This window comes from Bacteroides sp. 3_1_13 (genome assembly GCF_001185845.1).
GTDB classification, from domain to species: domain Bacteria; phylum Bacteroidota; class Bacteroidia; order Bacteroidales; family Bacteroidaceae; genus Bacteroides; species Bacteroides xylanisolvens.
Genome location: NZ_KQ236956.1, coordinates 1,056,182 through 1,069,940 on the forward strand (window position 1 = coordinate 1,056,182; position 13,759 = coordinate 1,069,940).

10 protein-coding genes and 2 tRNA genes are annotated in these 13,759 nt (G+C 40.3%); 5 read left to right on the plus strand and 7 right to left on the minus strand.

Going from position 1 to position 13,759, the window contains the following annotated elements:
* Window positions 1-2 precede the first annotated feature (2 nt).
* The 5 genes from dnaN to HMPREF9009_RS16980 form a co-directional block, all read right to left on the minus strand.
* The gene (gene dnaN, locus HMPREF9009_RS16960; RefSeq protein ID WP_049702803.1) at window positions 3-1,118 is read right to left on the minus strand and encodes a DNA polymerase III subunit beta; all 1,116 of its coding nucleotides are present in this window, start codon (window positions 1,116-1,118) and stop codon (window positions 3-5) included.
* Between the two features lie 164 nt (window positions 1,119-1,282).
* Window positions 1,283-2,539 (minus strand): phage integrase SAM-like domain-containing protein, encoded by a 1,257-nt coding sequence (locus HMPREF9009_RS16965; RefSeq protein WP_049702804.1) that lies wholly within the window; start codon window positions 2,537-2,539, stop codon window positions 1,283-1,285.
* A gap of 252 nt (window positions 2,540-2,791) precedes the next feature.
* Window positions 2,792-2,866, minus strand: a tRNA-Pro gene (locus tag HMPREF9009_RS16970).
* Window positions 2,867-2,900: 34 nt separating this feature from the next.
* Window positions 2,901-2,975: transfer RNA gene (locus HMPREF9009_RS16975), tRNA-Pro, on the minus strand.
* 114 nt (window positions 2,976-3,089) lie between these two features.
* Window positions 3,090-3,842 (minus strand): class I SAM-dependent methyltransferase, encoded by a 753-nt coding sequence (locus HMPREF9009_RS16980; RefSeq protein WP_049702805.1) that lies wholly within the window; start codon window positions 3,840-3,842, stop codon window positions 3,090-3,092.
* Between the two features lie 891 nt (window positions 3,843-4,733).
* Between HMPREF9009_RS16980 and HMPREF9009_RS16985 the strand changes: the two genes are divergently transcribed.
* A complete protein-coding gene (locus tag HMPREF9009_RS16985) occupies window positions 4,734-4,928 on the plus strand; it encodes a hypothetical protein (protein WP_008022408.1) in 195 nt (64 codons plus the stop codon).
* A 63-nt stretch (window positions 4,929-4,991) separates the two neighbouring features.
* On the opposite strand, the gene HMPREF9009_RS16990 is transcribed toward HMPREF9009_RS16985, so the two are convergent.
* Window positions 4,992-6,281 (minus strand): sensor histidine kinase, encoded by a 1,290-nt coding sequence (locus HMPREF9009_RS16990; RefSeq protein ID WP_049702806.1) that lies wholly within the window; start codon window positions 6,279-6,281, stop codon window positions 4,992-4,994.
* Complete coding sequence (locus tag HMPREF9009_RS16995) at window positions 6,278-7,654, minus strand: sigma-54-dependent transcriptional regulator (RefSeq protein ID WP_049702807.1); 1,377 nt, start codon at window positions 7,652-7,654, stop codon at window positions 6,278-6,280. The genes HMPREF9009_RS16990 and HMPREF9009_RS16995 overlap by 4 nt, the downstream gene beginning before the upstream one ends.
* Window positions 7,655-7,844: 190 nt before the next feature.
* Between HMPREF9009_RS16995 and HMPREF9009_RS17000 the strand changes: the two genes are divergently transcribed.
* The 4 genes from HMPREF9009_RS17000 to HMPREF9009_RS17015 all read left to right on the plus strand — a co-directional run bounded on the left by HMPREF9009_RS17000 (window position 7,845) and on the right by HMPREF9009_RS17015 (window position 13,754).
* Window positions 7,845-9,317, plus strand: a complete 1,473-nt coding sequence (locus tag HMPREF9009_RS17000) for a TolC family protein (RefSeq protein ID WP_049702808.1) — start codon at window positions 7,845-7,847, stop codon at window positions 9,315-9,317.
* Window positions 9,318-9,392: 75 nt separating this feature from the next.
* On the plus strand, window positions 9,393-10,643 hold the full coding sequence (locus HMPREF9009_RS17005; protein ID WP_049702809.1) for an efflux RND transporter periplasmic adaptor subunit: 1,251 nt from the start codon (window positions 9,393-9,395) through the stop codon (window positions 10,641-10,643).
* A 13-nt stretch (window positions 10,644-10,656) separates the two neighbouring features.
* Complete coding sequence (locus HMPREF9009_RS17010) at window positions 10,657-13,053, plus strand: ABC transporter permease (RefSeq protein WP_049702810.1); 2,397 nt, start codon at window positions 10,657-10,659, stop codon at window positions 13,051-13,053.
* 26 nt (window positions 13,054-13,079) lie between these two features.
* The gene (locus tag HMPREF9009_RS17015; protein ID WP_049702811.1) at window positions 13,080-13,754 is read left to right on the plus strand and encodes an ABC transporter ATP-binding protein; all 675 of its coding nucleotides are present in this window, start codon (window positions 13,080-13,082) and stop codon (window positions 13,752-13,754) included.
* Window positions 13,755-13,759: the final 5 nt, after the last annotated feature.

Below are 13,759 nucleotides of genomic sequence, written 5' to 3' on the forward strand. Positions count from 1 at the left end.
CATTAATAATTAATTGATAAAGGCATTAATAGATAAGTCAAGCTACGAACTTCTTCATCGCAGCGAGTAAGAATTGAGGCTTTCGACGGGTCACTCATAGTAATAGCAATATCCTCGGAGGGAATATTGTTTATCATTTCGATTAAAAAGCTACTCTTAAAGCCAATTTCAATATCACAACCAGTTCGTAGAGCAACAGTTTCTTCAGCTGATTTACAGAAGTCTAAATTATGGGCTGTAATTTTAAGGGAATCAGGACAAAACTTGAGTATCACCAGAGAAGAGTTTTCATCACAGAAAACAGATACGCGTTTTAAGGCTGATACAATATCGGTTCTTTTCAATACTGCACGGTTGGGTTGCTTTTGAGGGATAACAGCACGATAATTAGGGAACCGGCCTTCAATCATGCGGCAGGTTAAACGGTATGAATCAAACTCAAATAAAATATTAGTCTGATTTACTGATATTTCTACTTCCATGCAATCTTCCGGAACAATATTAGAAAGGACTTTGGCAAATTTACTTGGCAGGATGAAGGCTGCCCGTTCCTTGCGCGTATAAGCGGAAGGATTCTCAATCATCGCAAGTCGGGTGCCGTCTGTTGCAACAAATGAGATAGTATCTAAATCTATATCAAAATAGACTCCATTCAGTACCGGACGTAATTCGTCATTGGCACTGCAAAACAATACTTGCCTTATTCCATATAGTAAGTCATTTCCTGATACAAGTAATGGGGTAGCAGTATTATCTGTACTCATTGTCGGGTATTGATCTCCTTTTTCAACAGGTATAGAAAACTTTCCATTAGCATATTTGACTACCAATTCTTTTTCGTAGAGATGAATAGTTAATGGCTGCTCCGGGATTTCTTTTAATCCATCAAGTAATGTTTTGGCATTAGCCATAAAAGAACGATCAGTAAAGTCTGTTTTACCGTCAATATTGGTAGAGATACGCCCGCCTTCTTCTCCTGCTGTAACTAGGATGATACCAAATTCATCGACGACAAACAAAAAGTTGTCATAGGCCGGTATTGAATTTTTGGGCTGTATGATTCGCCCGATTGATTTAAGCTTATCTAATAAAGCTGTTTTTGAAACTGTAATTTCCATGCGTCATTGTTTTGTGGCGCATAGCGTAAAAATGAGATGAGTTTCAGTAATATGAACAATTGAAGCATATATATGCAATAAAAGCCGGATAAAATCATTGTTTTATCCAGCTCAACACCATTTCGGTTGCAAATATATAGAGAGTTTTTGTTTTTGCAAACGTTTCAGGTCTTTTTTTCTTCTTTTTTTTGCAATAAGTCCAAAACAGCACGATTTGCTTTATCACAAATACTATAATCTATATCAATGTAGATATCGGCCATTTTATAATCGTTATTCACATGACCAAGGCAGAAATCAATATCAGCTTTAGGAACTCCAGCCTTGTTGCGTGCCAAGCTGGCCCAGCTGTGACGCGCCCAGTTCGTGGTGATCTTGAAATCGAGTTCTAAGTTCATGCAAATGTCTTTCAGCCCATTATTGACTGCCCGCATAAAATTATTCAAGTTACAATAGTTGGTATGAAAGTAGGAGAGGAAATAACCCTCTGTGTATTTATCAAGGAGGATGCGGAGTTCCGGTTCTATTTTTATCGAAAGCGGTATTTGCTCATGATTGTTCCGCGTTTTTGTTTTGGAACGTGTGTATTCCAGCCTTCCACGACGTTCACATGACATGCTATATAAATCATTGATATTGATTCCCATCATATAGAACATCATCATAAAAACATCACGAGCCATATTAGTACATTTCTTATCAGACTGAAAATCTCGGATTTTTAATAAGGTGTTGGTATCTATATTCTTTCGTTTTCTCCGATACTCCGGGATTTCAACTTTCTTGAATGGGTCGCCAGGAATCCTTATAATATCAAAGTCTTCGTTATTATAATAGAGTTTTGCCTTGTTATACAATGCTCTTATTCCCCTAAGATAATGGCTTACCGTGCCTGGCTCTAAAGGTGTGCCGGCAGGTCCGGAGTGATATAAGTCTTTGATCATCTTATTCAGCATGAATGAAGTGATAAGTTTTATATCTATCTTTTTTCTTTTCATGTACCAACATAGGGTATCGATAGAAGATCTGTACCATTCGGCAGTTTTTCTCTTTTCCGTTTGAATTACTATATTTTGAGTAAACTCTACAAAATCTATAAACTCGGCATCAGGAACTAATGATTTTTCTATTTCTTCTTTTAAGTCCTTACATGACATAAATTGGGTTCTTTCTTGTCCTAGCTTCAAATACTCTCTCCTGATCTTTTGGATATACGCATTTATTTCGTACTCTATCATTTCACTGTTAGGTACGTTGGGTAGGATCCGGCCGGAGTCGTCCATGTTTTCTGGGCGGATATAGTAGCTGGTTGCTATATACTGGGATTCTCTATTATGATAGATTCTGATTTTTATATTTGATGTTCCATCTTGTTTTATATGTCTTCCTGTTTGGAAAACGATTGCTTTAAATGTTGCCATACTGTTTTAATGTTTTTTAAATGTTTAAAATTGCATTAAACAGCTTGAATCGGGGTAAATTGGCGGGAAATTGCTTTATTTTCCACTAAATAGGTGCAAATAGAAAAACTTGTTCAAAGATAGTTCAAAGAATTATCCCTTTTATTTGCCCCAAAATAGGGTATAATTGGGTCTATTTTGCACAAACAAAAAAAGCCGATACAAACTGTATCAGCTCAACACCATTCAATTTTTCTTGACTTGAATTTTTCGTCGGGGTAGCGGGATTCGAACCCACGACCCCCTGCTCCCAAAGCAGGTGCGCTAACCGGACTGCGCTACACCCCGAAAAACTTTTAACCGAACTCCCTCTTTTTTGTAGTCGGGGTAGCGGGATTCGAACCCACGACCCCCTGCTCCCAAAGCAGGTGCGCTAACCGGACTGCGCTACACCCCGCTACTTTTTTGAAGGGTTGTTCTTTTCAAAAGCGGTGCAAAGATAGGGAGTATTTTTTAATTAACAATAGCTAAACGAATGTTTTTTATCTATTATTTTTCAATGCCTTGAATCTCATAGCTTTGCGTCTTTACTTTTTTTCTTGGCAGAGATCAAAAGCATCATCGGACGCCGTAATTCATCTTTCATGCCCGGGATGGTATCCAGCAATCTTTCGTCCGGTTGTGGCTCTATAAGTTCGCATATCTCAAATCCGGTTTGAAGGAGTCCGTTTATATACGTAGTCAGCGTTTTGTGGTATTTGACAACTTCTTCGCCCAGAAAGATTGCTGTGCGCCTGCCTTCCGTAAAATAGCGATCTACCGGCCAATGGATAGGCTTCCCGTCTTGGTCGTAATACCATTCCTGATTGCCATAGGCTGTAAATACCGGATGTTCTACGGAGAAGACGAAGGCGCCTCCCGGAGTTAGGCAGTTATTGATTTTCCTGCATATATCCGTAAAAGATTCGAGATAATGGAAGGTTAGCGAACTGATGACAATATCATAAGTATCCGGCTGGAAATCAAAGTCTTCGATAGCCATGCATTGGTATTCAATGAGTGGAGAAGGATTCCTTTTCTGGGCTTCTTCGAGCATTTTCTCCGAAATATCAATTCCGGTAACGTGTGTTGCTCCGTGTTCTATCGCATAGACACAATGCCAACCGAATCCGCAGCCTAAGTCTAAAACTCTTTTCCCTGCAAAATCGGGGAGCATTTTCTGCAATACATGCCATTCTCCGGCTCCTTTCAAGCCTTCCACCGAGCGGGACATTTGAGAATATTGACTGAAGAAATCGCTATTGTCGTATTTGTTTTCTTTCATAATTTAATAAGAGGATGAGTTGAATGAAAGCACAAATATATGATTTAATTTATATATTTATAGAAAAGGTATACATAAATCAGGGTAACCGTCTCAAAAGTTTGTTTCATTAGAGCACAGATTTGAATTAAATGCTACGTAGTGAAAAACATCTATCATAAGTATCATTCATTTTAATAGTATTCTCATTATCAAAAGAATAAGTATGATAGATAGCTTTAAAAAAATGTATCTATCATACTTTTACCAGCAAAAACAGGTTATCTATCATCAATAGAATAGTCGAATAAAGGCCCTATATGCATAAGATAGCTTGTTTTTGTTGCAATGAATCCGTATAAATCCGATGATCACGGCTTAATAATCCAACTTTAATGGCGATAAGTTTATAGCCCACACCTGTAAACCGTGCAGCCCGCATCTGTAGGCTGTACGGTTTGCAGGTGTGGGCTGTACAGCCTGCATACGTGGGCTATATAAATACCACCGTTCCCAATAGATTATTAAGCTGTCAAATACAGGTTATCATCCTATAAAACGTGCATCCCTATGCCTTTAAATGGGTAATCTCACCTAATACTACACTAAAATAGACAAAGTATAGGCATGATAGATAGCTGTTTTTTGCAATAAAAGTATGATAGATACCTTTTTTAAAAACGATCTATCATACTTATTCTTTTGATAATTAGAATTCTATTAAAATGAATGATAGCATGATAGATATTTTTTCACTATGTAGCTATTCAATTTAAATCTTGTATCGGCATGAACAAGTCCATAGTGTGGTATATTGGGGTGTGGTTTCTTTGTACACGAATAATTTGTGAGTATGAACTATCTATCGATGTTTTCTGTTTTATAAATAAGAATTTTAAAATGAAAAGCCTTATGAAAACAAGAAAACAAAAAGAAACAGGTGAAAAAGAAGTCCACTTGTTAGAGCAAAAAGGATATGAAAAAATGGTGAATGAGATTGTCCCCGTTCAACAGGCGGAAGTATATCGCAAGCCGACTCATAAAGCAGTCAAAGAAGCTGTAAAGGAGCTAAATCCGGATACAAATAGTCTGGGCAGCAGAGGATGATTTATCCTCTACTGCCCAGATTAATCCATCGTATTAAAGGATCCGGAAGACTTTCGGTGGTTCTCATTTAGGGAAAGTAAGAACAAAACAGCTTCCTTTCCCTAATTCTGATTTTACGTTGATACTTCCGTCATGCAAAGCCATGATCTGTTTGCACAGGCTCAATCCGATACCCGAACCGGATGTTTTGGTAGTGAAGAAAGGAACGAAAATCTTATCCAAAACAGTTGGTAGAATTCCCTCACCATTATCAGATATTGCTAATGTCGGGTTGTCTTTAGAGAAAAACTTTATTTGTATTTCTTTATCTGCTTTCCGCTCGCACGTTTCGCGGGCATTTTTTAATAAGTTGATAAGCACTTGCTCTATCTGTGCACGGTCTGCATATAAATATAAATCGGATGCGGGCATTTCGAAATGAATATACTCTTCCGGAAATAATTTCTTTAAGTCCGTAAACAATTCGGCAACAGATACTTTGGTGCGGACAGGTGTCGGAATACGTGTCAGTCGCCGGTAATTCTCCACAAATCCCAATAATCCTTTACTTCTTCTGTGAATAGTCTGCATGGCTTGCAACATGATAGAATACTCCTTTTCTCCGAGTGATTCGGGGATTCCTCTTTCACTTAATGTTTCCGAAAGAGAGATAATAGGAGTGATGGAATTCATGATCTCATGTGTCAATACACGAATCAGCTTTTGCCAGGCTTCCATTTCATTTCGTTCCAGTACGGAATGGATATTCTTTAAACTAATTAGCCGTTGCTTTTTGCTTTGTGTGGCGAACGCACCTTGTGTGACAAATGTGGTGCAGGAAATTGCCATTTCCAGAACGATGCCATTTTGCTCGATGCGAATAATGGATATGTCATTGCTGGTAGAAGCCTCCTGAAGAACTTCCGGAAGTTGTGATAGTTGCCCCAGATGAGTGACTGCTGCCTGATTCATCCATTCGATATGCCCGGTTACATCGGTTACGAGTACGGCGGTATCTACTTTATTCAATAAATTCTCGTAATATTGATGCTTGATTTCTTCTGCCAATAGCTTTCCCCGAAAGTCCTTTAATGCATTAGATAGTTCCTGTGCCCACTCATCCATCATTTTATTTTTAAAAGGAGGATGAAGATTCTGCGTTATATCGTTGTATCGGAGTCCATCCGTTAATTGCCGTAATAAGGCGATTTGTTTGAACTGTATTCGGTAGAGATGTATGCCGACGCCTATTAGAAGGAGAATACAGACGGTAGTACTGAACCATAACTGCCTTTGATACAGCAGACAACTGCTAATGGAAAGTAGAAAGATAACTATGATGTGCAGAATTACTTTAAACTCAAATCGTTTCATAAGCCTAATTTTTCAAGTTTGCGATATAATGCAAAACGGGTAATTCCTAAATATTCGGCAGCACGGGAGATGTTTCCGTTGCTGATTCGGAGTGCTTTCTCAATGGCCTGTCGTTCTAGTTGTTCGAGATTCAGTATCACTTCTTCCTCTTTTTTCTGTTTGGACGTGGTGTGAAAAAGAAAGTTTTCAGGTTTCAGCATGGAGCCGTCTCCTAAAATTACGGCACGTTCTATCGTATGTTGAAGTTCCCTTACATTTCCGGGCCATGCATATTTCAGCAGTTTGTTTTTGGCTTCCCGGGTCAGTCCGTGTATTTCCTTTTTATATTTACGGGTATAACGGTCCAGAAAGTGATCAGCAAGCAAGATGATGTCATTGCCACGTTCACGGAGTGGAGGTATATGTATTTCAATCGTGTTGATACGATATAATAAGTCCTGACGGAAATTCCCGTCTTCCACCATCTGACGGATATCAGCATTAGTGGCGCAGATTAAACGGACGTCAATGGGAACGGTTTGCGTACTTCCCAAACGACTGATTTGCCTTTTTTCGATGGCAGTCAGTAATTTGGATTGCATAGGAAGTGATAGATTGCCAATTTCATCCAGAAATAAAGTCCCGTTGGTTGCTACTTCCATTCGTCCCGCTTTCGATTTCTTGGCATCGGTGAAAGCGCCTTTTTCGAAGCCGAACAGCTCACTTTCAAACAATTGTTCGGGGATACTTCCCAGGTCGATCGTGACAAAAGGTTTGCCGTATCGTGGAGAACAACGATATATTAGTCGGGCAATCACGTCCTTGCCTGTACCGTTTTCTCCGAGAATTAGTATATTGGCATCTGTATTACTTAGTTTATTTATCGTGGTAAACACTTCCTGCATAACAGATGATTCTCCAATAATATCATTTTCCGAAGTATTCTGACCACTAAGAACTTCCACTTGTTCTTTCAAAATGCTGACTTCCTGTTGTGACTGACGCAATCGCATTCCTGAAGTCAGCGTAGCCAGCAATTTATCCTTTTCCCAAGGCTTGGGAATAAAATCAGTAGCACCAGCTTTGATGGCCCGAACAGCTTTGTCTGTATCTGCATAGGCAGTCATGAAAATAACAATAGCCTGTGGGTCAATCTGCAATATCTGCTTTAGACTTTCAAATCCCTCTTGTCCGCTGATGGCATCCCGACTGAAATTCATGTCTAATAAGATAAGATCAGGATGAAAGGTGGTCATGAAATACTCGATACGGTCAGGGGTAGTAGCTACTTTTATTTTTTCCGTATAAGGTTCCAGTAACAGGTTGAGAGCAAAGAGCACGTCCTCGTTATCATCTACTATAAGTATCTTTCCTAATTTGTTCACTTCTTCCATATCTTATATCTATTAGATTCCGGGAGCAAAGATATGGATAAATCTCATGTGTTGTGTGTGCGATTGCGCACTAATTTTGTGCGTATATGCACACACAATCAACTGAATGGATATTGATAAATTGTTGAATGATAGTAATTTATGCAAATGGCACATCTTTTGAATGATGAATAACAAATAAAGACAACGAATGAATCTGAAATTAATCTTCATATATCTCGGACTATTGTCGACAGAATTATTGATTGCTCAAAATCAAATTACAGAGTTATCATTGAAGCAAGTCATAGAAATGGCCCGTATGGAATCTCCCGATGCACAAACGGCACGTCACAGTTTCCGTTCTGCATATTGGAACTATAAATATTATCGTGCCAATTATCTACCGTCTTTAAGTTTGACATTCGATCCGAATCTGAACCGTGCCATTAATAAGATAACGATGGGGGACGGTTCGGTAAAGTTTGTCGAACAAAATTTATTGAATACGGATTTAACCTTGAATCTTTCACAGAATTTATCCTGGACTGGTGGTTCTTTCTTTCTTGAAACCTCTGCTCAACGTATGGATTTATTCAGCGAACATAAATACTCATGGCAGACTTCCCCTATTATGATAGGTTATCGCCAGTCTCTTTTTGGCTACAATAGCCTGAAATGGGATAGACGGATAGAACCTGTACGCTATCAGGAGGCAAAGAAAAGCTACGTAGAGACACTCGAACTCGTATCAGCCAATGCGATTCATAAATTTTTTGCCTTGGCCACTGCCCAAAGCGATTACGATATTGCTTCCTTTAATTATGCCAATGCCGATACACTTTACCGTTATGCACAAGGCCGTTATAATATAGGTACCATCACAGAAAATGAAATGCTACAACTGGAACTCAACCGTTTGACGGAAGAGACGAATCGCATGAATGCCCGTATTGAGATGGATAATTGTATGCAGGAACTCCGTTCCTGTCTCGGTATTCACGAAGACCGGGAGCTGCGTGTTCTTGTCAGTCCCCAAGTTCCGGATTTCAGTGTGAACCTGAATGAAGCACTGGTTTTAGCTTACGAAAACAGTCCGGACATACAGACGATGGAAAGACGCAAACTGGAAAGTGAGAGTGCAGTTGCGAAAGCCCGTGCCAATGCTGGCCTGAAAGCAGATATCTATCTCCGTTTCGGATTGACGCAGACTGCTGACAAACTGCCCGAAGCTTATCGAAATTTGTTGGACCAGCAATACGTGAGCATCGGCATTTCTCTTCCTATCCTGGACTGGGGGCGTGGAAAAGGACAGGTACGAGTAGCCCGTTCCAATCGTGATTTGGTGTACACACAAGTAGAACAGAGCCGGACAGACTTTGAACTGAACGTCCGTAAACTCGTCAAACAATTCAATCTGCAAACGCAACGTGTCCGCATCGCTGCCCGTACAGATGAAACAGCCCAACGAAGAAGCGAAGTGGCACGCAAACTCTACTTATTAGGTAAATCTACTATTCTTGATTTGAATGCCTCTATTTCAGAGAAAGACAGTGCTCGCCGTAACTATATTTCGGCTTTATATAATTATTGGAGTTTATATTACACACTCCGTAGCATGACACTATATGATTTTGAGCGAAATACGATGCTGACAGAAGACTATCATCTTCTGATTGAATAGAGAACAACGAAAAGTCAGTAAAGAATAGAAATTGAATCATAGCTAGTAGAAACTTGTAAAACACCAGATAATTTCATGGATATAAAATTAGAAAAGAAACCGTGGTACATTCGTTACAGATACTATCTGATAGGAGGGATATTGTTTGTCGCCTTCCTGATTTATGTGATTACTTTGTCTTTAGGTCCCAGAAAACTGCGGATAGATGCCGAAGATATACAGATTGCAGAAGTAAAAGTGTCTAATTTCATGGAATATGTGGACGTGGAAGGGCTCATTCAGCCTATACTAACCATCAAGATCAATACCCGTGAAGCAGGAAGTGTGGAAAGAATTGTCGGTGAAGAGGGAAGTTTGCTTCAACAGGGAGACACTATTCTTGTTCTTTCCAATCCCGATTTGCTTCGTAGTATTGAAGACCAGCGCGACGAGTGGGAAAAGCAAATGATTACCTATCAGGAGCAGGAGATTGAAATGGAACAAAAAAGTCTGAACCTGAAACAGCAAGCCCTTACCAACAACTACGAATTGGAACGCCTGAAAAAAAGCATCGCTCTCGACCGCGAAGAATTCCAGATGGGCGTGAAGAGTAAGGCTCAATTGCAGGTAGCAGAAGATGAATACGGCTACAAACTGAAAAATGCAGCCCTGCAGCAAGAGAGTCTGCGGCATGATTCTGCCGTTACGATGATACGCAAGGAACTGATCCGTAACGACCGGGAGCGGGAACGGAAGAAGTATGAACGTACTTGCGAACGGTTGAATAGTTTGGTGATTACAGCTCCCTTGAAAGGCCAGCTTAGTTTTGTAAAGGTCACTCCGGGGCAACAGGTTTCCTCTGGTGAAAGTATTGCTGAAATAAAAGTATTAGACCAATACAAAATCCACACTTCACTTAGTGAATATTACATTGACAGGATCACCACCGGATTACCGGCTACAGTGAATTATCAGGGAAACAAATATCCGCTGAAAATAACAAAAGTGGTTCCCGAAGTGAAAGACCGTATGTTTGATGTCGATCTTGTCTTTACAGGAGATATGCCCGATAATGTACGAGTTGGCAAGAGCTTCCGTGTGCAGATTGAATTGGGACAGCCGGAGCAAGCACTCATTATTCCGCGAGGCAACTTCTACCAGTCTACAGGCGGACAATGGATTTACAAAGTAAATACATCAAAGACAAAAGCAGTCCGTGTGCCATTGAGTATTGGTCGCCAAAATCCGCAGCAATATGAAGTAGTAGAAGGTTTACAGCCGGGAGATTGGGTAATTACAACCGGATATGATACCTTTGGGGATGCAGAAGAGTTGATTTTGAAATAAACACATATAATTTATGACTTTACATTATATAAAAGTAGCATTTAGAAACTTGTGGAAGTACAAGGTGCAGAATATAATCTCTGTCATCGGATTGGCAGTAGGACTACTGTGTTTCAGCGTATGTATGTATTGCAGCCGTTTTGTAGAATCCACCAATCATTGTTTTGATAATTATTCCCGCATAGCAGAACTAAATTTTTATAATGAACAGACTGGGGATTATTTTTCCGGTACACAAGTAGCGTTATCCGAAGAACTTCGTACTTGGGCTATGGGCGAAGTGGAAGCGATTTCCTGTATGGCATATCCCCGTGAGCGTTCTTTTCTGGTTGAACTATCTTCGGATAAATCATTGCCATACGATCTTGAAATCATGGAAGTAGATACCCTATACGATAAAGTCTTTACTCCACAAATAGTAGTTGGTAACTGGCAGACAGCAAGTCGGATGCCGAATGCTGTTATTATAAGCCGGTCCACTGCCATAAAGATATTTGGTCAGGTGGAAACTGCCATTGGCAAACACCTGACTCTAACAGAACGGCTTTATACTTCTCCGGACAGCACCCCGAAGGCAGGAGGTATTGTGTACACAGTGCAAGCAGTGATGGAAGATATTCCGCTGAACAATGGTTTTAGTTTTATGTGTCATATCGATGCATTGGTTATCAACGACAGTGAAGGACTTTTTCAGAGTCCGAAACGTAATGATATAACGGGGGCTCGGACATACGTTTTGTTATCTCCGCAGGCTGGCATTACCGATTTCGAAAAACAATTCTCCAAGCGCGACTATACTTATATCTTATATAACCAGACTTATACCGTTATTGCCCGCTATATAGGAAACCTATCGCAGGAGAAAGGTGCTTATATTTTGGGATGGGTCACCGGAATCGTCGGTACATTGATATTGCTGGTCGGATTGATTAATTTCTTTCATTTTCTCATCGGCTCTTTCCTGAATCGCACTAAGGAATACGCTATAATGAAAATGCTTGGTGCTGACTGGAAACGGCTGTTCTGCCTGTTATTAATACAATCTCTGATTGTCGTATTTGCATCCTCGTTTCTGGTTGTATGGGGTGTGGAGCTGATTGGTGATAGAATGGATTTTTCTTTACCAGGTCTCACAATGAATTTCCCTTCTGAAACACTTCTAAAGCATATTCTGCAATACATTGTTTTGCTTGTGTTACTTTGTGTGGCAGTCTGCTTGCTCGTCTCTGTCCGTATTCGCAGATTTTCCATACAAACAGGTATATATGGAGGCCAAAAGCGTCGTGGGAAACAATGGGGACGTAACTTTATGCTTGGCATCCAATTTTTAATTTGTTGGGTATTCGTAGCGCTGACCGCCAGCCTGTTCCTACAATCGGGAAAGATGACTGAAACCTTATTCCATACGTTAAGTCAGGAAGATAAAGAAGCGATTCTTAGTATATCGCTGGACTATTCATTCCTAGAGAATAAAGAGAAACTAGAAATGGTGGAACGTTTCAGGCAGCATGCCGGTGTGAAAGATATTTTGTTATCTGACATATCCTATACTCACGGAGTATCCGGAAACTTATTAATGACGGAGAAGGGAAATGATAACTCTTGGATTGATATCAATGTAATGTGTGTACCATTGAATTTCTTCACCTTCATGAACATTCCGATGACGGAGGGTAGGACGATCCGGACAAAAAAGGATCTCGTAATGGATGAAGTTTGGCAGAAAAGACAAAAGAGAGATATCATCGGAATGAACTTCTACGACTGGACCAATGATTTTACCGTTTGTGGAGTATGCGCCCCCTTTCAGACAGATGTACATAATCATAATGGCGGATTTGCTTTCACGCTTTATGATTCTTCCGAATACGTAGGGCACTGCTATGTGAAATGTTATCCCGAACAGCAAAAAGAAGTAATTAAATGGATTGAGACTATCCGTCGTGAAGTGCTGCCGGAGAATATTCCCTCCCAGGTACGTACATTTCAGGATGATTTGTACGAAGTGCAGGCACTGGAATATATCCTGAAAGACATCATTTCATTTTTTGCAATTGTAAGTATTATCATTACCCTGTTGGGAGTGTATTCCAGTATTACGCTTGATACAGAATGGCGCCAGAAAGAAGTTGCCATTCGCAAAGTGAACGGAGCTGGAATATGTTCTATCATCTGGTTATTTGCACGTTTGTACCTGATTTTGCTGGTAGCGACTGCCGCCATCGCTTTTCCGCTCATTTACGTGGTATTGCAACTGTGGAAACAAATGTACACCGTATTCTTTAATGATGGAATATTATACTGGGGAAGCATATTTGGGGGAGTAACCTTATTAACAGTAATCACCATTATTTTTAAAATACTGAAGATTGCACGTATCAATCCCGCAGAAGTAATCAAAAACGAATAAAAATATAATTCTAAAACAATACAGTTATGATTAAGACCATTAACTTACAGAAGATTTTCAAAACGGAAGAAGTAGAAACTTGGGCGTTGAATAACGTCAGTATCGAAGTGAAACAAGGCGAATTTGTAGCCATCATGGGGCCCTCCGGCTGTGGTAAGTCAACATTGCTCAACATTTTGGGGCTGCTCGATAACCCGACAGGAGGGGAGTATTACCTGAATGGAACGGAAGTCTCTCGGTATACCGAATCGCAACGTACCAGTCTTCGCAAAGGTGTGATAGGGTTTGTGTTTCAGAGCTTTAATCTGATAGACGAGTTGAATGTATACGAAAACATCGAACTACCTTTACTCTATATGGGTATTTCCGCTTCCGAACGGAAAAGGAGGGTAGAGGCAGCTATGGAGAGAATGGCTATCACCCATCGTAGCAAGCATTTTCCGCAACAACTCTCCGGTGGTCAGCAGCAACGCGTCGCTATTGCCCGTGCCGTCGTGGCAAACCCTAAACTGATTCTGGCTGATGAACCGACCGGTAATCTGGACTCCAAAAACGGTAAAGAAGTGATGGGACTGTTGAGCGAACTGAATAATGAGGGAACCACCATCGTCATGGTGACCCATTCACAACATGATGCCGGTTATGCCGACCGTATCATAAACCTGTTTGACGGACAGGTGGTGACTGAAGTTAGTATGTAAACACA